This is a genomic window from Eudoraea algarum (assembly GCF_050589645.1).
Taxonomy (GTDB): Bacteria; Bacteroidota; Bacteroidia; order Flavobacteriales; family Flavobacteriaceae; genus JBNGOQ01.
Genome location: NZ_JBNGOQ010000004.1, coordinates 324,020 through 346,565, shown reverse-complemented (window position 1 = coordinate 346,565; position 22,546 = coordinate 324,020). Strand labels below are relative to the sequence as shown.

Annotated in this window: 20 protein-coding genes; 10 read left to right on the top strand and 10 right to left on the bottom strand. The window is 47.0% G+C overall.

The features are described 5' to 3' along the window. Window positions 1–54: 54 nt before the first annotated feature. A complete protein-coding gene (locus ACRD67_RS16680) occupies window positions 55–1,905 on the bottom strand; it encodes a DUF4270 family protein (RefSeq protein WP_430968363.1) in 1,851 nt (616 codons plus the stop codon). A 5-nt stretch (window positions 1,906–1,910) separates the two neighbouring features. Continuing rightward, the gene (locus tag ACRD67_RS16675) at window positions 1,911–2,720 is read right to left on the bottom strand and encodes a glycogen/starch synthase (protein WP_430968362.1); all 810 of its coding nucleotides are present in this window, start codon (window positions 2,718–2,720) and stop codon (window positions 1,911–1,913) included. Between the two features lie 101 nt (window positions 2,721–2,821). Between ACRD67_RS16675 and panC the strand changes: the two genes are divergently transcribed. From panC to ACRD67_RS16655, 4 genes are read left to right on the top strand one after another with little or no spacing between them, the layout of a single operon-like run. After that, window positions 2,822–3,667 (top strand): pantoate--beta-alanine ligase, encoded by an 846-nt coding sequence (panC, locus tag ACRD67_RS16670; protein WP_430968361.1) that lies wholly within the window; start codon window positions 2,822–2,824, stop codon window positions 3,665–3,667. A 17-nt stretch (window positions 3,668–3,684) separates the two neighbouring features. After that, entirely contained in the window at window positions 3,685–4,035 is a 351-nt protein-coding gene (gene panD, locus ACRD67_RS16665) for an aspartate 1-decarboxylase (RefSeq protein WP_430968360.1), read from the top strand. A 2-nt stretch (window positions 4,036–4,037) separates the two neighbouring features. After that, window positions 4,038–5,003: a lysylphosphatidylglycerol synthase transmembrane domain-containing protein gene (locus ACRD67_RS16660; RefSeq protein ID WP_430968359.1), complete on the top strand. Its 966-nt coding sequence runs from the start codon at window positions 4,038–4,040 to the stop codon at window positions 5,001–5,003. 23 nt (window positions 5,004–5,026) lie between these two features. Further along, window positions 5,027–6,169: an alpha/beta hydrolase gene (locus tag ACRD67_RS16655; RefSeq protein ID WP_430968358.1), complete on the top strand. Its 1,143-nt coding sequence runs from the start codon at window positions 5,027–5,029 to the stop codon at window positions 6,167–6,169. 71 nt (window positions 6,170–6,240) lie between these two features. Here ACRD67_RS16655 and ACRD67_RS16650 read toward each other — a convergent pair whose 3' ends face one another. Further along, window positions 6,241–6,915, bottom strand: coding sequence for a CAP domain-containing protein (locus tag ACRD67_RS16650; protein ID WP_430968357.1), 675 nt, complete (start codon window positions 6,913–6,915; stop codon window positions 6,241–6,243). Window positions 6,916–7,061: 146 nt separating this feature from the next. Between ACRD67_RS16650 and radA the strand changes: the two genes are divergently transcribed. Then, complete coding sequence (gene radA, locus ACRD67_RS16645) at window positions 7,062–8,423, top strand: DNA repair protein RadA (protein WP_430968356.1); 1,362 nt, start codon at window positions 7,062–7,064, stop codon at window positions 8,421–8,423. Window positions 8,424–8,470: 47 nt separating this feature from the next. After that, complete coding sequence (locus tag ACRD67_RS16640) at window positions 8,471–9,526, top strand: proline iminopeptidase-family hydrolase (RefSeq protein WP_430968355.1); 1,056 nt, start codon at window positions 8,471–8,473, stop codon at window positions 9,524–9,526. On the opposite strand, the gene ACRD67_RS16635 is transcribed toward ACRD67_RS16640, so the two are convergent. Then, window positions 9,523–10,563, bottom strand: coding sequence for an NADP(H)-dependent aldo-keto reductase (locus tag ACRD67_RS16635; RefSeq protein ID WP_430968354.1), 1,041 nt, complete (start codon window positions 10,561–10,563; stop codon window positions 9,523–9,525). The genes ACRD67_RS16640 and ACRD67_RS16635 overlap by 4 nt on opposite strands. Before the next feature lie 73 nt (window positions 10,564–10,636). Beyond that, a complete protein-coding gene (locus tag ACRD67_RS16630) occupies window positions 10,637–11,401 on the bottom strand; it encodes an exodeoxyribonuclease III (protein WP_430968353.1) in 765 nt (254 codons plus the stop codon). Between the two features lie 139 nt (window positions 11,402–11,540). Here ACRD67_RS16630 and ACRD67_RS16625 point away from each other — a divergent pair, with 139 nt between their 5' ends. Together ACRD67_RS16625 and ACRD67_RS16620 are read left to right on the top strand one after the other, a co-directional pair. Then, window positions 11,541–12,065 (top strand): hypothetical protein, encoded by a 525-nt coding sequence (locus tag ACRD67_RS16625; protein ID WP_430968352.1) that lies wholly within the window; start codon window positions 11,541–11,543, stop codon window positions 12,063–12,065. Between the two features lie 21 nt (window positions 12,066–12,086). Continuing rightward, entirely contained in the window at window positions 12,087–14,174 is a 2,088-nt protein-coding gene (locus ACRD67_RS16620) for a TonB-dependent receptor family protein (protein WP_430968351.1), read from the top strand. A gap of 1 nt (window position 14,175) precedes the next feature. Here ACRD67_RS16620 and ACRD67_RS16615 read toward each other — a convergent pair whose 3' ends face one another. Beyond that, entirely contained in the window at window positions 14,176–15,720 is a 1,545-nt protein-coding gene (locus ACRD67_RS16615; RefSeq protein ID WP_430968350.1) for a glycine--tRNA ligase, read from the bottom strand. A 37-nt stretch (window positions 15,721–15,757) separates the two neighbouring features. After that, window positions 15,758–16,654: a hypothetical protein gene (locus ACRD67_RS16610; protein ID WP_430968349.1), complete on the bottom strand. Its 897-nt coding sequence runs from the start codon at window positions 16,652–16,654 to the stop codon at window positions 15,758–15,760. An 87-nt stretch (window positions 16,655–16,741) separates the two neighbouring features. Here ACRD67_RS16610 and ACRD67_RS16605 point away from each other — a divergent pair, with 87 nt between their 5' ends. Both ACRD67_RS16605 and ACRD67_RS16600 read left to right on the top strand, forming a co-directional pair. Further along, a complete protein-coding gene (locus tag ACRD67_RS16605) occupies window positions 16,742–17,395 on the top strand; it encodes a ComF family protein (RefSeq protein WP_430968348.1) in 654 nt (217 codons plus the stop codon). A gap of 54 nt (window positions 17,396–17,449) precedes the next feature. Further along, complete coding sequence (locus ACRD67_RS16600) at window positions 17,450–19,063, top strand: Ig-like domain-containing protein (protein ID WP_430968347.1); 1,614 nt, start codon at window positions 17,450–17,452, stop codon at window positions 19,061–19,063. Here the strand turns inward: ACRD67_RS16600 and ACRD67_RS16595 are convergent. From ACRD67_RS16595 to ACRD67_RS16585, 3 genes are all read right to left on the bottom strand, one after another. Further along, window positions 19,050–19,823, bottom strand: coding sequence for an amidohydrolase (locus tag ACRD67_RS16595; protein ID WP_430968346.1), 774 nt, complete (start codon window positions 19,821–19,823; stop codon window positions 19,050–19,052). The genes ACRD67_RS16600 and ACRD67_RS16595 overlap by 14 nt on opposite strands. 24 nt (window positions 19,824–19,847) lie before the next feature. After that, window positions 19,848–20,336 carry an ankyrin repeat domain-containing protein gene (locus tag ACRD67_RS16590; protein ID WP_430968345.1) on the bottom strand — a complete coding sequence of 163 codons (489 nt, stop codon included), beginning with the start codon at window positions 20,334–20,336 and terminating at the stop codon, window positions 19,848–19,850. A gap of 546 nt (window positions 20,337–20,882) precedes the next feature. Beyond that, window positions 20,883–22,340, bottom strand: a complete 1,458-nt coding sequence (locus tag ACRD67_RS16585; RefSeq protein WP_430968675.1) for a catalase — start codon at window positions 22,338–22,340, stop codon at window positions 20,883–20,885. Window positions 22,341–22,546 lie beyond the last annotated feature (206 nt).

The window sequence follows — 22,546 nt, the reverse complement described above, 5'->3', positions numbered from 1 at the left end:
CCATGTAAAGTTTTGGATATATAACGGATAATTCCTACTAGTGGTATATAAGGACTAGTTTGTCTCGGTATAAAAAATCTCCAGTTGTAGTTTCATATCTTCTTCGCCAGGGGCCACATTGCTGCCAAAAAGCACAGTGCCCAAAGGGTTGATGGTAGACATAATCGGAATGTTGCTCTCCTCCCCATTCTCCAACATTGCCCCTGCAGCGGAAATGACATTAATATTGGAGGTAAGTGCAAGGCCCAAGATCGCATTGGTGGAATCCCTAACAATCAGGTTGTTGATATGGTCCGTGATACGAACCGTATACTTAACACCCTGGCCATTGGATTCTTCCAAAATACCATCGTAATCGGGAAACGAGTTCAAGGGATTGGGATCAGCCACATCGAATAAGGGATTGTAAAGGGGTACATTGGTCTCCGCATTGTAAAGGTATAGTCTTGGAGGCTCTATTACCGTTCCCGGAGCGCTGTCCAAGGTGGTCCGATCTACATAAAACACAAGATTTGCCTCATTGATGATCCAATTGTTGGCCTTGATCTCATTGATCGTTTCCCGTCCTAGGTTTTCATCGAACAGCCTAATTTCCGCAAAGGTTCCGGCACCGCCTTTTACATAGACCCTGGAGGCATTGGTCCCCGTGTCCAAATTATCCGTAATTGAAGCAGGGTATGCATCATTTATGAAGGTGTTCACCGCATTTCCTCCTAGGGCCCCGGTCTGTGTGTTCAGGGTCAACAAATTGAGCTGAAAGGTGCTCTCTACCTTTTCAATGGTATCGTCTGCCGTATCGTCCGTGCCATTGGTATCTACCCGATCGTAATCATAAACGATGTCTATGGTTACGGCATCTGCCGTCAGATCCAGTCCCAACAGAACATCTCCCGAAGTAATTGCCAGATGAATCCCCCTAAAGAACTCCGCAAAATTGGCCTGGCTCAACAACTCGGATTGCCCTTCTTTGTCCAGCACATTGGTCTGAAAAAAGGCAGGGTCTAACGGTACTCGTATCCCAGGAGCAAGTCGGCTTTCCACGGAACCTATTTCGTTTACTTCCGTATCTGGGTCATCTTCTTCTACCAAAAATAAGAACTCCTCATTGCTAATGGTCACCTCCCCATCAAAGAGCACATCGGAAACGAAGGTGGGCGAGAACTCTTGGGTAGAAAAATATTCCTGCGATTCCTCAAAATTGGTATTGGGGTCCAGATCGCGTAAAAAGAAGGTAGAACGTGCCACCCGTAGATTAAAGGGCATCTCCCGGTTGCCATAAATGCTATCGAGGTCGAATCGTCTTGGAAACCGCTGGCCCAAGGTAGATTCATCCTCATCATCGGTAATTCCGTCCCCGTCGGTATCGGTATTCAGTGGATCCGTGCCATCAATAGCTTCTTGGGAATCGGTAAGGCCATCCCCATCGCTATCGCTATTGGCGTCCAAAGGGTCAGCATCAAATTCATCATCCACGCCGTCCCCGTCCCTATCGGAACTATTGGTTTCAAAAGGTATGTATAAAAAAACTTCTTTTACTGTCTCATTTTCCCGTATAGTGCTATCATCGTCGTCCGTATCGGAATCATCCTCCACCTGTTGCGTAGATAACCCAAAAGTCGGGTTGGCTGCAGACAGTTGCACTTGGGCAGTGATCTGCGCTTCCGTATTCCCATAGACGGGATCATTGAAGTGCCCCAATTGATACAGTGGCAATCTATTGGTCTGCACGGCCTGGATTCCTTTGTTGTAGGCAAAAACGTCAAAAACGGCACGGTCTGTCACAAAAGGCTCCCCTCCAATTACACCTTCGCCCACGGAGGTAAGCTCCTCCTCACAAGAAAACAAGACCATGATAAGAAGGGTTCCTGCCAGTGCAGGGAGCTTTATTCTATTCAAAAAACTCATGAAAATTATTTTAAGACTTCGGTGTTATAAAAATTCGCATAGGCTTCCTCAAATTCTTGTATGGAAACATATGGCAACACAGGTTTTTGGAGGTTGGAAATATATTGTTGTAACTCTTCCGGAATTTCTTCCGCCGCTAAAATAACAGCATCGGAAAAATCTACCGCGACTTTTAACAAATTATTATAGTCAGGGCTCTGCAGTACGTTTATCTGTTCTTCCGCAATCCCGTCAAAAGCGATTTTTTTATGTAATTCGGCATCCAATTCGCCGTCAAAGCCACTTCCGTAAACAGAGGTAACTATTTTGCTGTCCGCAAACAAGGGTTCATCTGCATAATATTGTTTTAGATAAAGCGGGACCAAAGAAGCCATCCAGCCATGTACATGGATGATGTCCGGTGACCAGTTTAATTTTTTAACCGTTTCCACCACCCCTTTTGCAAAGAAAATGGCCCGTTCGTCGTTGTCCGGAAACAAAGCACCTTCCTCATTGGTAAAGGTCGCCTTGCGTTTAAAATACTCTTCGTTATCTATAAAATAGACCTGGATCCGTTCCTTTGGTATAGAAGCCACTTTTATAATCAAGGGCATGTCCATATCGTTGATTACCAGATTCATCCCCGATAACCTGATCACTTCATGGAGTTGGTGCCTCCTTTCATTGATATTCCCAAATCTGGGCATAAATATCCTTATCTGGCCCCCATTGCTGTTGACCATTCTTGGTGCTTCGTAAGACATTAAGGAAACTTCGTTCTCTGGCAGGTAGGGTACTAATTCTGAAGATACAAACAATATCTTTTTACCATTCATAAAGACTTTATTTTATTTATCGCGGAAACGTAGCTGCAAAATTACAAAAATTATGCAGATTAGCTGTAATTATAGTAAGTTTGCTCGCTTTAAAAATTGTTATGCCGGTATTCAGCACGAAAAGGAAACTAAATTCCCATCTTCGGTCAAACAGCACCAAAAACCATACCATTGGTCTGGTTCCAACTATGGGGGCATTGCACTCGGGGCATCTTTCCCTCGTTAAAAAGGCCATCTTGGAAAATGACCAAGTCGTGGTGAGTATTTTCGTGAACCCTACGCAGTTCAATAATGAGGAAGATCTCTTAAAATACCCCAAGACCATGGCAAGTGATGTCGCGCAACTGGAGGCGATATCGGACAATATCCTGATTTTTGCTCCTTCCGTAAAAGAACTTTACCCGGAGGGTACACAATCCGAGACTTTTAATTTTAACGGCTTGGATATGTTGATGGAAGGGCGGTTCAGGGAAGGGCACTTTGACGGGGTAGGCACCGTGGTAGAGAAATTGTTGAAGGCCGTAGGTCCGGACAGGGCCTACTTTGGAGAAAAGGATTTTCAGCAACTGTTGATCATACAAAAGCTGGTGGCACTGAAAGAAATCCCGGTGCAGATCATTGGCTGCCCCATCGTCAGGGAGCCGCACGGGCTGGCCATGAGTTCCAGAAATGAAAGACTGTCCACAGAAGGCCGCCAGGAGGCCGGTTTTATTTATCGGACGTTGTTGAAGGCAAAGGAAAGGTTCGCCAAAAAAAGCGCCTTTAAGGTAAAGGAATGGGTAACCCGTCAATTTGAACAGAACCCTCGATTGACCTTGGAATACATTCAAATTGCGGACGCCACTACCCTAAGACCGTTAACGCGAAAACAAAAGGGCAAAAAATACCGAGCCTTTGTTGCCGTTTATGCCGAGGGCATACGGCTAATAGATAATATCGCATTGTAATTGATTAACTTTGTGCCATGCAAATAGAAGTACTAAAATCAAAGATCCATCGCGTAAAGGTTACGGGTGCGGATTTAAATTATATAGGTAGCATTACCATTGATCAGGACCTAATGGATGCTGCAAACATTGTTCGGGGCGAAAAAGTACAAATCGTGAACAACAACAATGGGGAGCGTTTGGAAACCTATGCCATTCCAGGTCCCAGAGGTAGTGGTGAGCTTACCTTGAACGGTGCTGCGGCCAGGAAGGTGGCGGTAGGTGATGTGCTAATTCTTATCACCTATGCACAGATGGCCTTGGAAGAAGCTAAAAAATTCAATCCCGCTTTGGTATTCCCCAATGAGGAAAACAATCTTTTGAACTAATTTTGAACGCCTCCTTAAAAAAGATCCTTAAAACAGTGATTCCCATAGGTTTGGGGGTTTTTCTGGTTTGGTATTCGTACACCATCACCTCTCCGGAAGACCGGCAACAAATCCTGCGGTATATTCGGGAGGCCGATATGTTTTGGGTAGGCCTTTCGGTAGGTATAGGAATCCTCAGCCATGTGTCGCGTGCCATACGATGGAACTACCTATTGGCGCCCTTGGGTTATAGGCCCAAAATAAGCAATACCATTTTGATCATACTTTTGGCCTATTTTGCCAACTTGGGCATTCCCAGGTCTGGGGAGATACTCCGGGCCACTGCCTTGGCTACCTATGAAAAAGTGCCCTTTGAGAAGGGGTTTGGGACTATCGTCACCGAGCGCGTCATTGATTTGCTCATGCTTATGCTGGTCATCGGCATCACGCTTTTTTTACAAACGGATATCATCCTGGAATTTTTCCAGGACCGGGGGTTTGATCTTAATGGCTTACTCTTATTGGCCGGAGCAGGCATCTTAGGGGCGCTGTTGTTTCTGGTTTTTGTGCGCAGATCCAATTCAAATCTTGCCCTTAAATTGAAGGCCTTCGTAAAAGGCCTCCTGGATGGTGTTTTCAGCGTTTTTAAAATAAAAAATAAATGGGGGTTCATTTTGCATACCCTGTTTATCTGGTCTGCCTATATTGCCATGTTCTGGGTGATAAAATTTACGGTGCCCGAAACCATGGACCTTAGCTTGGGCGAACTCCTGGTCGCCTTTGTAGCCGGGGCCTTCGCCATGACCGCTACCAATGGGGGCATAGGGCTCTACCCCATTGCCGTGAGCGGGTCCCTTGCCATTTTTGGAATAAGCGCGGTATCCGGGGACGCCTTTGGCTGGATTATGTGGATCGCCCAAACTTTAATGGTCGTTGTTTTTGGTGCAATATCTTTTCTGGTCTTACCGTTATTGAACAGAAACCGGTAGTGTTCCACACCAAAAAACAGCTTATGAGATCTTTGTTGACCCTTCTAGCATGTATCATGTCCTTGGGATTGAGTGCCCAGGTGACCCAGGAAATCTTTGAATCCTTTAAGCTTCAGGAAAGAAGGGATGTTTCCTATTATTTTCCGGAAGATTATTCCGAGGAGAAAAAATACCCCTTGGTAGTCGTTTTGGACGGGGATTACTTATTTGATCAGGTAGTGGCCACCTCCAAGTTTTACAGTAAGTTTCAAGGAATGCCGGAAACCATCGTGGTAGGTATTCACCAGAGCAAGAACGATCTGCGACTGGAGGACTGCGATTACGAACCGGATACCGGGCTGCCCACGGAAAAAGGGAAGCTGTTTTTTGAGTTTCTGGGCATGGAGATCATTCCTTATTTGGAGACCAGTTATTCCGTGGCTCCCTTTAAAATGATCGTAGGATTTGATATTACCGCCAATTTTGGCAATTACTACCTATTCAAGGAGAAGTCGCTCTTTAACGCCTATATCAGTATTGCGCCGCTCCTGGCGCCGGAAATGGAGAGCAGGGTGCCGGCCAGACTCAGTGCCCTAGATCAGCAAATATTCTATCACCTCGTGGTAGGGGGCAACAACGACGATAACAAAAAGGCCACTTTACAGATGGATCGGGCCATTAAGGTCCTGGATAAAGAAAATCTAAACTACTATTTTGACGAATATCCATCGGCAAACGAGATATCCGTGGCCACTTACGGCATCGGCAAGGCCTGGGACAGGACTTTTGATATGTTCAGGCCCATCAGTCCAAAGGAATACCGGAAAAACATCTTGGCCTCCGAAGAGCCTGTATATGACTATTTGGAAAAAAAATACGCCAAACTCGAAGAACTGTTCGGGTTCCGAAAGCAAGTAGAACTGAACGATATCATGGCCATTTATGCCGGCTGCCGGAAAAAAGACGATTTTGAGTCCTTGAAACCGCTGTCCGATCTCTGTAAGCGCGAATTTCCCGAGACGATGTTGGGCTTTTATTTTGAAGGGGAATATTACGAGGAAATGGGGGAGACCAAAAAAGCGCTGCGTACCTTTGAAAAAGCCTTTGGTATGGAGGAGATAGATTTCCTTACCAAGGAAATGGCCTTGGACAAAATGGACGCCCTAAAGGCCGATTTTGGGTATTGATTCCTTTCTATCCTTGAGATTCCCAGCCCTGGCATTTGATCAGCAGTATAGCTCCTGGGCTTAACTCCGGCCTAGTCACAAGGCTTGGCCTTCTCCCATTGCCTTCCACCACATCCACAGTTTTCATCTGGAAAGACCGGGTCGTAAGCGCCCTGCCATTTATCGTATTCGCAGATAAAATGTAACCGTCCATCGGCATCGATGAACGCGGCGCAACCTACCTTGGTGGCCAATTCAAATACCATTTGGGTATAATGGGCCCCGCCCCTATTGCACGATGGGGAATCCTGTTCCTCGGCCAACCATCCGGACACGTAACTATCATCAAAAAAATCCCAAGGTTGTCGCCAGTGCATATTCTCACCAATGGATTCAGGGCAGTCATCCACACAACCCGAAAATTCCCTGTATTTTTCCAATCGGTCCGCCATCGCGCTATGGGGACCATCTGCTCCCGACGTCTCCGCCCACCATTGGGCCACGCGTGCCAAATTATAGTCCCATTCCAAGGGGGGAAGACAATATTCTGCCCGTTTTTCATTATGCAGGTCCAGTATTTCCGCGGCTATCGTGGCTGGTAATCTGTCATCCGCCTTTGGAAAGCTGGCGCAGTCTCCGGACAACGCTATCGGTGGATCGGGATCCGGTGGGGCGTCCTTATCGGAACTGCAGGCTGTTATCGCCAAAATAAAAGCAAGAAATACAATTTTTGAGGTACGGGGCCAAAGCAAAATTCCATTGATCATGATCATATGTGTTAAAAGATGCCCCAAAGAAGAAACGTGCATGGGGCAGTACTTATTGTTCCAAAACACCGGCGATAGCTTTTGAAGTTTTTCGGTCCCTTTTTTTAAACTTTATTCTATCTTTAGACGCAAGCTTAAACCTAGAAATGGCCAAGACCAAAACAGCTTTTTTCTGCCAGCACTGCGGTACGCAGTACGCCAAATGGGTGGGACAATGTACTGCCTGCAAACAATGGAATACCGTGGTGGAGGAAGTTATCCAAAAAGAGGAAAAAACCGCCTGGAAAACCAGTGCAAATGGTTCAAAAAAGACGGTTAAATCCCTTAGGGTCCATGAGATAAGCACAGCCACGGAAACACGACTTGACCTTCATGACAAAGAGTTCAATAGGGTCTTGGGCGGTGGCCTTGTGCCCGGTTCCCTGGTGCTTTTGGGCGGGGAACCCGGAATTGGCAAAAGTACGCTCTTGCTGCAGATTGCGCTAAAACTTCCATACAAGACCCTGTATGTGTCCGGAGAGGAAAGCCAAAAACAAATTAAGATGAGGGCCGATAGGGTACATCCCGGTAGCGAATCCTGCTATGTCCTCACCGAGACCAAGACCCAACATATTTTTCAGCAGATCCAGGCCGTGGCCCCGGACATTGTGGTTATCGATTCCATCCAGACCCTGCATTCGGATTATATTGAGTCTGCCGCCGGTAGCATCTCACAAATACGTGAATGTACCGCCGAACTTATCAAATTTGCGAAAGAGACCAATATCCCGGTTATTCTAATCGGGCATATCACCAAGGATGGTACCATTGCCGGACCCAAGATTCTGGAACATATGGTAGATACGGTCTTGCAGTTCGAAGGTGATCGCAACTATGTATACCGCATTCTACGTGCCTTGAAAAACCGTTTTGGCTCCACAGCCGAACTGGGTATCTACGAAATGCAGGGAAGCGGGCTTCGGGAGGTGAACAACCCTTCTGAAATTTTAATATCAAAGAACGATGGGGACCTCAGCGGTACCGCCATAGCTGCTACAGTAGAAGGCATGCGCCCCTTGATGATAGAGATCCAAGCGCTGGTAAGCACCGCGGTATACGGCACGCCCCAAAGAACCACAACGGGCTATAATGCAAAACGTTTGAACATGTTGCTGGCGGTGCTCGAAAAAAGAGCGGGATTTAAACTGGGAGCCAAGGACGTGTTTCTAAATATTACCGGCGGCATCTCGGTAGATGATCCGGCCATTGATCTGGCGGTCATTGGTGCCATACTTTCAAGCACTGCGGATATCCCTGTTGAGAAAGGGGTATGCTTTGCGGCAGAGGTGGGACTCGCTGGGGAGATACGCCCGGTGCAACGGGTAGATCAACGCATCCTGGAGGCCGAGAAATTGGGTTTTACCGCCATTTTTGTGTCCAAAAACAATAAAATTGCCCTAAAAAACCCAAAAATAGAAATCCGATTGGCCTCAAAGATAGAGGATGTGGTACGGGCATTGTTCGGCTAAGATCAACAATAATCCCTAACTTTATGGGATATCCAATACAGCTAAACATGAGACACCTATTTCCCTTCGCCCTCTTTTTTCTATGCCTTATAGCCTGCAAACAACAGCCTGCATCAAAGGCGGAAGAAACGAACACCACCACCACTGACTATTTTAGTTTTGCCGACCGGGACGACCAATACACCGGTGGAATCAAGATGATTCCCATAAGCACGGACAAAGGCACCTTTAAGGTTTGGACCAAAAGGGTCGGGAACAACCCTACAAAAAAAGTTCTCTTACTGCATGGAGGCCCCGGGATGACCCATGAACTTTACGAATGTGCCGATGGCTATTTCCCGGAAGCGGGCATTGAGTATATCTACTACGATCAGCTAGGTTCGTACTACAGTGATCAACCAGATGACCTTTCCCTTTGGACCAAGGAACGTTTTGTAGAAGAGGTAGAGCAGGTACGGAAGGCCCTGAAATTGGACCCTTCCAATTTTTACCTCCTAGGGCAATCCTGGGGAGGGATGCTGGCCATGGAGTATGCGCTAAAATATCAGGACAACCTCAAAGGACTGATCATCTCCAACATGATGAGCAGTATCCCGGAATACAATGCCTATGCACAGGAAGTCCTGGGGCCCCAATTGGATCCGGAGGTGTATACCGAAATACAGGCCATTGAGGCCAAGGAAGATTATGAAAACCCGCGCTATGGGGAACTGTTGTTCACACACTACTATACGGAGCACGTGCTTCGCAGTCCGCCCGACCAATGGCCCGAAGCCGTAATGCGCAGCTTAAAGCACGCCAACAACCAAATTTATGTGCACATGCAGGGATATAGTGAATTTGGCATAACGGGCAACGCCACCCTAAAGGACTGGGATATCAAGGACAGGCTCAAGGAAATACGTGTTCCTACCCTGGTCATTGGGAGCAAATACGATACCATGGATCCCACACATATGGAATGGATGTCCAAACAGGTGCAGAACGGGACCTATCTTTTTTGCCCCAATGGAAGCCATTTGTCCCAATATGATGATCAGGAAAATTACTTCAAAGGGGTTATCCAATTTATCGATGACGTGGATACGCCCCCAGAGGATTAGGGTGCCGGATTGGGAATGGCCCCATGGATTTCCTCTATGCCCTTTAGTACCTCTTCGGACAAGTCCAGTTCAATACTGGCAATATTTTCCTTTAACTGTTCCATACTGGTGGCCCCTATGATAGTACTGGTAACAAAGGGTCTGGTATTCACAAAGGCCAGGGCCATCTGCGCCAAGGACATCTGATGCTCCTGGGCCAGATCATAGTAACGTTGGGTCGCGGCTACGGCCGTCTCCCCACTGTAGCGGCTGTAATTCGGAAAGATGGTGATCCTGGCGTTTTCCGGCATTTTCCCTCCTAGGTATTTTCCGCTGAGCACGCCGAAGCCCATGGGGGAGTACGGAATTAATCCGATATTTTCGCGGATAGCGATTTCGGCCAACCCTACCTCAAAGGTACGGTTCAACAAGCTGTAGGGGTTTTGAATGGTAATCATCCTGGGCAAACTGTCATGCACCTTGGATTCTTCCAGGAAACGCATGGTGCCCCAGGGAGTTTCATTGGATAGGCCCACATGCCGTATTTTTCCTTCTTGGACCAGATCCCTTAGCGTTTCCAACACCTGGTGTATATTGTCTTTCCAGTAATCGGTAACTTGATGGGTATATCCCCGTTGCCCAAAGAAGTTGGTGGCCCTTTCCGGCCAATGCAACTGGTAAAGGTCTATATAATCGGTCTGCAAACGGGTCAAACTACCTTCCACTGCTTCAATAATGGAATCCCGACTAAAGCCTGTAGTTCGAATGAATTTTGTGTAATCGCCCTTTCCAGCAATCTTGGAGGCCAGAATGACCTTGTCCCTATTTCCTGTTTTTTTGAACCAATTCCCGATAATTTCCTCGGTGGCGGCATACAGCTCCTTTTTTGCTGGAACCGGATATAGTTCTGCCGTATCGAAAAAATTCACGCCTTGGTCCAGGGCATAGTTCATTTGTTGGTGGCCCTCTTCTTCGGTATTTTGACGGCCCCAGGTCATGGTGCCCAAACAGATTTTGCTTACTTCAAGATCCGTGTGCGGTAGCTTGGTATATTTCATTTAAAAGGTAGGGATTAGCAATTATTTTTGCGGGCAAAGGTACAAATTATCGTCCGATATGGTTTCGCCGCCCCTATTTTTCCAGCTCCAGCAAAATAGGACAATGGTCACTGTGCTTGGCTTCGGAAAGGATTACGGATCGCTTTAACCTACTTTCCAAGGGCTGGCTCACCATGCCATAATCCAAACGCCAGCCTTTGTTGTTATTGCGCGCATTGGCCCTATAGCTCCACCAGGTATAATTATGGGGTTCCTTGTTGAAGTGCCTAAAGCTATCTATAAAACCACTGGCCATAAAATTTCCGATCCATTCGCGCTCAACCGGTAAAAAGCCCGATACGTTCTTGTTCCTTATGGGGTCATGGATATCAATAGCCTCGTGGCAAATGTTGTAATCCCCACAGACAATTAGATTGGGGTGTTCTTTTCGCAACTGGTTGGCATATTCCTGAAAATCGGCCATGTATTTCAGCTTAAACTCCAATCGGTCCATATTGGTGCCCGAAGGGAGGTACATGCTCATAACGGAGACGCCATTAAAATCGGCCCTAAGATTTCTTCCCTCGTGGTCCATATAGTCAATGCCCGTACCATAGGCCACATGATCCGGTTCTCGCTTGGCCAAAATGGCCACCCCACTGTAGCCCTTCTTTTGTGCGCTGTACCAGTAATTAAAAGGGTACCCTGCCCGATCAAAAATAGACAGGTCCAATTGTTCTTTCTGCGCCTTGGTTTCCTGTAGGCACACCACATCGGGGTCTACACTTTGCAGCCATGCCACAAAACCTTTGTTCAGGGCTGCCCTGATACCATTTACATTATAGGAGACGATTTTCATCAGTACTTTTTTAGGTGGATTTTACAGCAGCTAAAAGTAACAAAATCGGGAATATACTGGGTAGCATTGGTGCATAAAAAATTGGATTTTATACTTTTGGAACGGGATTTGTATTACAGGGATAGTAAAAACAGACAGCATGAAAAAGTTTTACATTTTGGTCCTATTCACTATGGCAGCACATTTTGGCATGGCCCAAGCCTATCCACGATACCAGAACGACCATGAGCTAAAATTCAATGCCGGCCTTTTTCTGGCCACGACGACACTCGATTTTTCCTATGAATATTTTTTTAGCGAGGACACCAGTTTTGGGGGTACCGTTTATTTTGACAACGATGCGCTGGACTATAACGGTGATTTTGGCATAGGCCCCAACTTCCGGGCCTATTTTGGTTATGGTCCTAGAAGTGGTTTTTTTGCGGAAGCTTTTGGCCTCTACTATACGGGTGAGGACGATACTTTGGCTGGGGGGACACTGGGGGCTCGAAACAATGACTACAGCACTGTGGCCCTTGGTCTTGGACTTGGGAACAAATGGGTGACCCGAAGTGAAAAATTCACCCTGGAAATCAACGGTGGGTTTGGCCGAAACGTGAATCCGGAAGATTTCCAGGAGACCTTTATGTATCGGGTAGGCCTATCTGTCGGTTTTCGGTTTTAATCCCTATTTTTGGCCCCGTATATGAATATAATCAGGGCCTCCCTAGTTTTTCTCGCCTTGCTTGCCGCGCTCACTATGAGCCGTGCACAGCAAACCCAAAAGGACAGTATTACCGCCTTGGACGAGGTAGTATTGCTAGATACCATCGCCCATAGAAACCCCTTGGGCATCCTACCGACTAGCCAAGTAGGACCAACGGCCTTTCAAAACTATAGTCCCGTGGACCTCATCTCCCCCATCAATCAAATTGCAGGCGTATACATACTTTCCGGGGCTTTGAACACCAATAGAATTACCATACGTGGCATCGGGGCGCGTACCCCTTTTGGCACGGATAAGCTCCGCTTGTATTACGATGATATTCCCGTCACCAATGGTACGGGCTTCTCCACGATAGAGACCTATGACCTTGAAAATTTAGGGCAGGTCGAGGTCATTAAAGGTCCCAAGGGCACGGCTTATGGCACCAATCTCGGCGGGGCCATATTGCTAAGGACCCAAAGACCGGAAGAAGCGGCCACACGGTTCAAAAACAACCTGACCATAGGTTCTTTTGGTCTGATCAAAAACAATCTGGGTTTCAACCATCAGGAAGGTCCGCTTACCTTAAACTTGCGCTACGGTCATCTGGAGACCGACGGGTATCGGGAAAACAGCCGCTTTGACCGGGATGGTTTTTTGCTCCATACCTCCTATCGCATAAGCGACCGGAGCTCCATGTCCCTGTTGCTCAACCATGTTAACTATACCGCGCAGATTCCCAGTTCCCTAAGCCAATCGGCCTTCGATGAAGACCCTAGTCAGGCTGCCGCCAACTGGTTGGCCGCCCAAGGTTTTGAAAGCAATCGATATACCCTGTTGGGGATTTCGCATACGTATGTCTTTTCCAGTCGATTGGAAAACACCACCAGTGTCTTCTACACCTATTTGGATCAATTTGAGGCCAGACCCTTCAATATTGTGGACCAGTTTACCAATGGCTACGGGTTAAGGACACGTTTTTTTGGAAATTTTGGAACGGGTAACAGCCCTTTGGAATATAACTTGGGAGCTGAACTTTATACGGATGAGTTTCATGGGGGAACCTTTGAAAACCTATTTCGGGACAACGATGGCAATGGCAGTTTGCTGGGCGATAAAATCGGGGACAACAAGGAGTTCCGCAGACAGTACAATCTGTTTGCCGGCCTCACTGTTCCCCTGACTGCGCGCTTCAAGGCCCAGGCGGGCTTAAGCCTGAACAATACCTTTTATGATTTTAGGGATCGCTTTAATACGGGGGCTGCCAACACCAGCGCGGAGCGCGACTTTCCCCCCATTGTTCTTCCCAGTTTTAGTCTGCGGTATACCGCTTCAAAAGGGCATCTCGTTTACGCCAATATTAGTCGCGGCTTCTCCAATCCCGGATTGGAAGAGACGCTGACACCGGACGGCGCCTTGAACCCTGATATTTCACAGGAGACAGGAACCAATTACGAGCTGGGCACTCGGCTCTTTCTGGACAAAGGGAGATTACGGATTACCCTGGCCCTCTACCGTATGGATGTCAAAAACCTACTCGTGGCAGAACGCGTTGGGGAAGATCAATTTATCGGAAGAAACGCCGGAAGTACAAAACACCAGGGTCTGGAAACCGAGCTGAACTACAGTATTCCCCTTGGTACCAGAGCGCGTATAGCACCTTTCATCAGCTATACCCTTAACGACCATAGCTTTGTGGATTTTGTGGATGGCGATACCGTATTTTCGGGCAACCCGCTGACCGGAGTTCCTCGACATCGTATCAACTCGGGGCTTCAATTTCATCATACCGCCGGTTTCTATTGTAACCTGGCGCACACTACCGTAGGAGCGATTCCCTTGACAGATGCCAACACCCTTTCCAGTGAGCCGTATACGGTCTTCAATACGCGGCTAGGGTACAAACGGGCGTTTTCCAAGAAGTTTAGTATGCAATTGGATCTGGGCATCAACAATTTGTGGAATACCCGTTACGCAAGATCCGTACTGATCAATGCAGTAGGCTTTGGTGGCGCGGAGCCCCGTTTTTTTAATCCAGGGGATGCCAGAAACTATTACGGCAGCTTGGGCCTTAGTTATCGGCTTTGAACTACGCCAATTTCTTGAGCCAGTTTTTCATGTCTACCTCCTCGGCGATAATATTCCGTACCGCATCGATGGCCACACGCTGCTGTTCCATGGAATCTCGGTGACGAATGGTTACGGTCCTGTCTTCCAAGGTCTGGTGATCCACGGTAATGCAGAAGGGAGTGCCTGCAGCATCCTGTCTGCGATAACGTCTTCCTACCGCATCCTTTTCATCGTAACTCACATTGAAATCCCATTTTAGGTCATCAATAATTTCATGGGCAATCTCTGGCAGGCCATCCCTTTTTATCAAGGGCAGGACCGCTGCCTTGGTCGGTGCCAGGACCGCGGGGATCCTGAGTACGGTACGCACCGTTCCATTTTCCAGTTCCTCCTCCTGAAGCGCGTGGGAAAATACCGCCAGAAACATACGATCCAGACCTATGGAAGTCTCCACGACGTAGGGGACATAACTTTCGTTGAGCTCGGGGTCAAAATACTGCAGTTTTTTGCCCGAAAATTTTTCGTGACTCCCCAGATCAAAATCCGTTCGTGAATGGATGCCTTCCAATTCCTTGAATCCAAAAGGGAACTTAAATTCAATATCGGCTGCAGCATCCGCATAGTGGGCCAGTTTTTCATGATCGTGAAAGCGATAGTTCTCTTCCCCCATGCCCAGCGACAAATGCCATTTCATTCGGTTCTCCTTCCACTTCCCGTACCATTCTTTCTGTGAACCCGGACGAATAAAGAACTGCATCTCCATCTGTTCAAACTCGCGCTGGCGGAAAATAAATTGGCGGGCCACGATCTCATTTCGGAACGCCTTTCCTACTTGGGCAATTCCAAAAGGGATTTTCATGCGGCCCGATTTTTGTACGTTCAGGAAATTGACAAATATGCCCTGCGCGGTTTCGGGGCGTAAGTACAGCTCCATGGCCGTATCGGCCGAAGCGCCCAGTTTGGTGCCGAACATCAGGTTAAACTGTTTAACATCGGTCCAGTTTTTGGATCCGGATACCGGACATACGATTCCCAGCTCCTCGATCAGGGCCTTGACATCGGCCAAATCTTCCTTTTCCAAGGACTGGCCCATGCGCTTTAAGATGGCTGCAGCCTTCTCCGCATAACCCACCACCCTGGGGTTGGTGGTCAGAAACTGCTCCTTGTCGAAGCTATCCCCAAAACGTTTGGCCGCTTTGGCCACTTCCTTATCTATTTTGGCCTCGATCTTGGCCACGTGGTCCTCGATCAAAACATCGGCCCGGTAGCGTTTTTTGGAATCCTTGTTATCTATTAGGGGGTCATTGAAGGCATCAACATGGCCAGAAGCTTTCCAAGTGGTGGGATGCATAAAGATGGCAGCATCGATACCCACAATGTTATCGTTCATTTGAACCATGGCCTTCCACCAATATTCTCGAATATTTTTTTTGAGTTCGGCCCCGTTCTGTGCGTAATCATACACCGCACTGAGTCCGTCATATATTTCACTGGATTGGAATACATACCCGTATTCCTTGGCATGGGAAATGACCTTCTTGAACTTGTCCTCTTGTTTTACCATGCGGCAAAAATAGAATATTGGTCCAAAACGAAGTAATTTATTTCAATTGAAATTCAGAGGAAGCCAGTAATTTTTCGTCCTCAAAAACATTGAGCGTGTAATTTCCTTCCCGTAAGGAACCGGAAGGTATGGTGATTACGTCACATACATTGACCTCTTCTCCCATAAAGATAAGCTCAACCCGCTTGCTGTAGATATTACCATTAACGGAAATGGTATTTGCGTTATCCTCAATAATCTGTTTGTTGGGGCCCAGAAATTGAAAATAGAGCACTTTTTCCTCGCTGCCGGAATTGGGGTTGCCAATTACGGTAACGCATCCTCTTAACTTCTCAATGGTAGATGCCTTGTTCGTCTTAATGGGTTTCCCGTTACGAAGTCTGAAACCACTGCCCTCGGAATCGCGAAGTTTTAGATAACTCTTGGTCCTGAGCTCCTTGCTCAGTTCCCTGTTCTTTCGTCTAAGCTGGGCCTCCGCTTCTGCCAAGGAACTGCTCTTACCGCGCAATTCCTCTATTTTCTTGTTGGTCTCCTCGTACTTGTCCGAGAGGAGCATGTTGTTATACTTTAGGAAGTTGTTCTTTAACTTCAGGCTATCGTGCCTAGATTCGAGCTTTCGAAGTTCCTTTTTGTATTCCCTTAATTTGTCTACCGTAAAATTTAACCTTCCCACCGAGTCCAAAAGTTGTTGTACACGAAACCTGGAGTCCTGTAGCTCTATCTCATTTACCTCGTTCAAGGCCGAAAGCCGGTCTACCTCCGTTTTCATCAACGTAAGATCCTTCACCAACAACCCCTTTTCCTGCTCCAAAAAATTGATTTGGGTAGTAGATTGCGCATAGCTGTAGTAAAAGGCTATTAAAATACCTATGATTACAGCAACCAAAGCGGCAAGGATAATCTTATAGTTGAATTTGTTATCTTGAAGGTTCATTCAATAAGGTAATTTATAAGTAGGTTACAATAAAATTTGTTCTATTCCAAGCTTTCAAATATACTAAATGATATCAACACAGTCCTAGTGCCGGAGGCATGTTTTGGTTGTAATGCACTCTTGCACAGAGGTGAACGATTATTGTGTACCGTTTGTCGAAATCAGCTACCACTCACCGAGTACAATTTCATCGATGAAAACCCGGTAGACCGTATTTTTTACGGTAGAATTGCCATTGAAAAGGCCAGTTCTTTCCTAATTTACACCGAAAACGGTATTGTTCAACGTTTAATCCACTACTTAAAGTATAAAAACCAGGAACAAATTGGTGCTTTTCTCGGCGAATGGTATGGACAATTACTTGGGGAATCCCCCGTGCTGCAAGGGATAGATTGTATTGTTCCCGTACCTTTGCACAAAAATCGATTGCGCAAAAGGGGCTATAACCAGCTTACGCTTTTCGGTGAACGTTTAGCGCAACATTTAAATGCGTCTTTCGAGGGACAGTTACTGCTAAAAACCGCCAATACAAGGACACAGACCAAAAAGGGACGCGGGTTCAGATGGCATGCCGATAAAGCCTTATATACCTTATCGGACACGACATATTTCAGGAACAAAAGGGTGCTTTTGATAGATGATGTGGTCACCACCGGTGCTACCTTGGAGGTCTGTGCGAAGGCCCTGCAAAAGGCCGAGGGTGTTAAAGTGTATATCGCCACCATGGCCATGGTCCCGTAATTTTACTGTTCTGCAAATTAGTTGTTTCTTTGCCTAAAGAATTTTGTCCTTGCTATGGTCCGACGTTTTTTAGCGTACTTTTTTCTAATATTGATCATTCTTGCTTTTCTGCAATGTGCAAGACGGGGCAATCCTTCCGGAGGACCCAAGGACATTACGCCTCCCCAACTGGTACGGGCAGATCCCGAGAATATGAGCCTTAATTTCAACGAAAAGAAAATACGGCTGTATTTTGATGAGTACATTAAACTGGAAGATGTTCAAAATCAGCTTGTTGTATCCCCACCCTTAAAATACCCCCCGGAACTAAGTCCGCAGGGATTGGCGAGCAAATATGTGGAAATTGTACTTAAGGATACCCTTAGGGAAAACACCACGTATACGCTGAATTTTGGGCAAAGCATTGTGGACAACAATGAAGGAAATCCCAATAGTTTCCTTACCTATGTCTTTTCCACGGGAGACTATATTGATTCACTAACCGTTTCCGGCGTGGTCAGGGACGCTTTTAACCGGAATGCCGACGCCTTTATCAGCGTTATGCTATACGAATTGGATAGTACCTATACCGATTCCACGATCTATAAAAGTCCGCCCTACTATATCACCAATACCCTGGACAGCACCACCATATTTCAGCTTAAGAACCTAAAAGCAGGAAAATATGCCATGGTAGGGATCAAGGATGAAGGCAGAAACAATCTGTTTGATCAGAATACGGATAAAATTGCCTTTATCAAGGATACCGTTTCCCTGCCCACCGATTCCATATACGTATTGAATTTGTTTAAGGAAGTGCCCGATTACAGTGCTTCCGTACCCAATTTTGCGGCCAGCAACAAGATTATCTTTGGCTATCAGGGTCAGGGCGACAGTATAGCCATACGGCCCCTTACCGTTTTGCCGGATACCATAAGGAACCTCATTGCCAAAGAACCTGAAAAGGACACCCTCAATTTTTGGTTTACGCCCTTTGAGATCGATTCCCTGGTCTTTACGGTAAGTAATACAAGGGCAAAGGTGGTGGACACCTTTACGGTAAAGACGCGAAAATTGGCAACGGACTCCCTTATTTTGGCTCCCAGCCATAGGGGGACCTTTCCGTTTGGGGAGCCCTTCCATATCAATGCCAACACCCCGATCGTAACGATCGATACGGCTAAAATCAGCATTATCGACACGGATTCCGTGCCCGTGCCGTTTTCGGCCTCTCTGGACACCCTTAAGAACCGTATGGATTTTGAGTTCGATGTGGCCCCTAACCAGCGTTATGGACTGCAACTTTTGCCCGGGGCGTTCCAGGATTTTTTTGAAACGGAGAACGATACGCTATCCTACGGACTCTCCACCGGAAGCTACGCGGACTTTGGCAATCTGAGCCTCAATCTTTCGGGAAATGTCAGCTATCCCCTGATCGTACAATTGACCGATGAGCAGGGTGGGGTTAAACGGGAAATCTATGCCGCTAGGCCCACGCCGTTCGAATTCAACAACCTGGAACCCGCCAAGTATCTGATCCGGGTAATCCATGATACCAATGGGAATGGGAAATGGGATACAGGAAATTATCTCATGAAGCTACAGCCCGAACGGGTGAGCTACTATCCCAGTGTCTTGGAAATGCGGGCCAATTGGGAACAGATCGAAACTTTTATCATCCCAGAGTAAAGGCATCCCTATCCTCCAAAAATTTTAGTTTGTTCCGGGTACCCTCTATATGTTCTTTTTGCAGTGTTGCATGGAGCACCGTTTCCTCGGTGGAAAACACAACTTCCTCTCCCAAAGTATCATACACTGCAGAATGTCCGCAATAGCTGTGCCCCGTACGATCCTCCCCAACCCGGTTTACCCCTATGCAATAGCACATGTTCTCAATGGCTCGGGCCTTTAAGAGGGTGTCCCAAGCCGCAATCCGCGGTTTGGGCCAATTGGCCACATAGAGTAGGATATCGTAATCTTCAACGTTCCGTGCCCAAACGGGAAAGCGTAGATCATAACACACCATGGGGCATATCGCGAAGCCTTGATAGTTAACGATCAACTTTTCGGAGCCCGCCCGGTATATCTTGTCCTCACCCGCCAAGGTGAAGGTGTGCCGCTTGTCATAGTACGATACCGTTTGATCGGGCTTTACAAAAAACAGCCGGTTAAAATAGTCCCCGGCCTCTTGGAAGACGGTGCTTCCTATAATCGCAGCGTCCTTCTTGTTCGCTTCCTCCTGCATCCATTGGATTGTCTTTTGGCCCTCGGCCCCATCTATGTGCCCTGGAGTCATGGTAAAGCCCGTAGTGAACATTTCAGGAAGTATGATCAAATCGACCTCCTTGGTGATTTCTTCTATTTTCCTTGAAAAGTTCGCCCTGTTTTGTTCGGGATGCTCCCATACCAATGGTGCTTGCAACAATGCTATTTTCAGTTCTTTGGACATATGGTGTGGTTCAGGTTGATCTTATTATGCGCCATTTTTTTCCAGTAGGTCTATAAGTGACGGGATGCCTTGCATCTTGGCATGGTCCAGCGCCGTGTTGCCCCGAGCGTCCTTGGCATTGATATCGGCCCCATGGGCAAGGAGTAGCTTTGCGATTTCCTCGCGATTGAAGGTAGCTGCATAAATTAGGCAACTGGCCCCCATGGCATTGCTTTCGTTGACATTGGCGCCGTGCTCGATCAGTTTTTTGGCCAACTCGGTATAGCCCTTAAAACAGACCCCCATGAGTGCCGTATTCCCGGAGGCGTCCTTTTCATCCACTTCGGCCCCATGATCCAATAGCAATTGTGCAATATCACGATGGTCGTAGTAGGTGGCCAATATCAAGGGTGTAGACCCTCTCTGGTCTTTGGAATTTACCAATTCCGAATGTGCAGTTATGAGCTGTTCCAAGGCTTCGGCATCGCCGTTCCTTATCGCTCCGAAAAAGGCATCCATGTAATCATTTTTCATCTGTTTGTTTTACGGTTGACTGTATGAGGTTCAAGGTTTAAGGTTTAAGGTTTAAGGTTTAAGGTTTAAGAATAAACCATTTTTATTGTTCATTGCTAATTGTTTATTGTTCATTGTTCACTGCCTACTGTCGGATGAAACGCATCGCGCCATACGCCGAACGCACCGCCAATTCATCATTCATTAACTCTTAACTCACTATTGCCTACTGTTTCTGGTTTTCTGGCGAAAGGTTTGAGATTCTTCGCTTCGCTCTGAATGACAACACGCATTGATCTGTCATTCCGAGCCTGCGAGGAATCCCTCGTTTCACTACCTCTTCCACTTGATTATTGTTTATTGCCGATTGTTCACCGCTTACTGCCAACTGTTCACTGCCTACTGTCGGATGAAACGCATCGCGCCATACGCCGAACGCACCACCAATTCATCATTCATAACCCATCCTCTATAGCGTGTAATTGCATAGGAATTTAAAGATAAAAAAAACTGTCACATCGAGCTAACCCGGACGTGACAGTTCCGTTAAAATATGTATTTACAAATTTAGTATTCAGCAAGTTCGGTAATTCCCAAAGCCTTGCGCACCCCATTGCCATATTCGGGGTCGGCCTTGTCAAAATGCGCCAACTGCCTTTCAATAATCTCCATGGAAACACCCTCCATGGCCGCTGCAATGTTGTTGAACAAACGCTCCTTCTGCTCAGCGTTGAACAATCTGAACAGGTCTCCGGGTTGTTTGTATTCCCCAAAAGTGTCATTTTCCTCATAACGCCTGATGTCACCGTTGATTTTCATTGGCGGTTCCTCCACGCCGGGATCCTCTGCGGCACCGTCTTTGGTGTTGGGCTCATAAAAAGCATCGGGATTGCCAAAATCATTGGTAAAGAAGCGCATGGCCCCATCCTTATGGTAGTGGTTTACCTCGCTCTTGGGCGCATTGGCCGGTAAGGCCTCATAGTGCGTGCCCAAACGATATCTATGTGCATCCGCGTAAGAGAAAATGCGCGCCTGCAGTACCTTATCGGGCGAGAATCCTATTCCCGGCACTACATTGGAGGGCGAGTAAGCCGCGTTCTCGATATACTGCCAATAGTTTTCGGGATTCTGGTTCAGCTCTATTTCACCCACCTCGATCAGGGGATAATCGCCATGTGGCCATACTTTGGTGAGGTCAAAGGGATTGTACGGGGTTTTTTCCGCATCGGCCTCTGGCATGATCTGTATCTTCATGGTCCACTTGGGGTAGTTGCCCTTCTCAATGGCGCCAAAAAGTTCTTCCTGATATTTTTCCCGGGTCTGTCCTATTACCTCGGCAGTCTCCTCGTTGGTATAGTGCTTATGGCCCTGCTGGGTCTTAAAGTGGAATTTTACCCAAAAGCGTTCCCCGTCATTGTTCCAAAAACTGAAGGTGTGCGATCCATAGCCGTTCATGTGCATGGGCGTGGTAGGGATACCACGATCCGACATGAGTATGGTTACCTGGTGCAAACTTTCGGGAGAAAGTGACCAATAGTCCCACATCGCTTCGGGAGAGCGTAAATTGGTTTTGGGATGTCTTTTTTGTGTGTGGATAAAATCGGGGAATTTATACCCATCCCTCAGAAAGAAGACCGGGGTATTGTTCCCTACCAGGTCCCAGTTGCCCTCTTCGGTATAGAATTTTAAGGAAAAGCCACGTACGTCCCTCTCGGTATCTGCCGCACCCATTTCCCCAGCCACTGTGGAGAATCTTGAAAGAATAGGTGTTTTCTTCCCTACTTCGGAGAAGAGTTTGGCTCGGGTGTACTTGCTAATGTCCTTGGTCACCGTAAAGGTTCCCATGGCGCCCCATCCCTTGGCATGCACCACACGTTCCGGGATACGTTCCCTGTTCTGATGGGCCAATTTTTCAAATAGCTTGTAGTCCTGCATCAATACGGGACCTCTGTTGCCCGCGGTTTGGGAGCGCTGGTTGTTGGATACCGGTGCTCCTGCAGAGGTAGTTAATTTTTTCTTCATGATAAATTTATTTAGGCCGTTGTCTTAGTTAAAAACGGATAGATTAGCATCCCTAAAAATACAAAATTTAACACCCTCGGAATAGACAGGCCATATTAAAATATTATTAAATGATAAAGTTTTTCTATCCAGGTGACCAGGGGTTCCCATCCCGCCAAATTTTGGGGAAAGTAGGCCTTACATTACAATAATAGCGTAATTTCCTACGT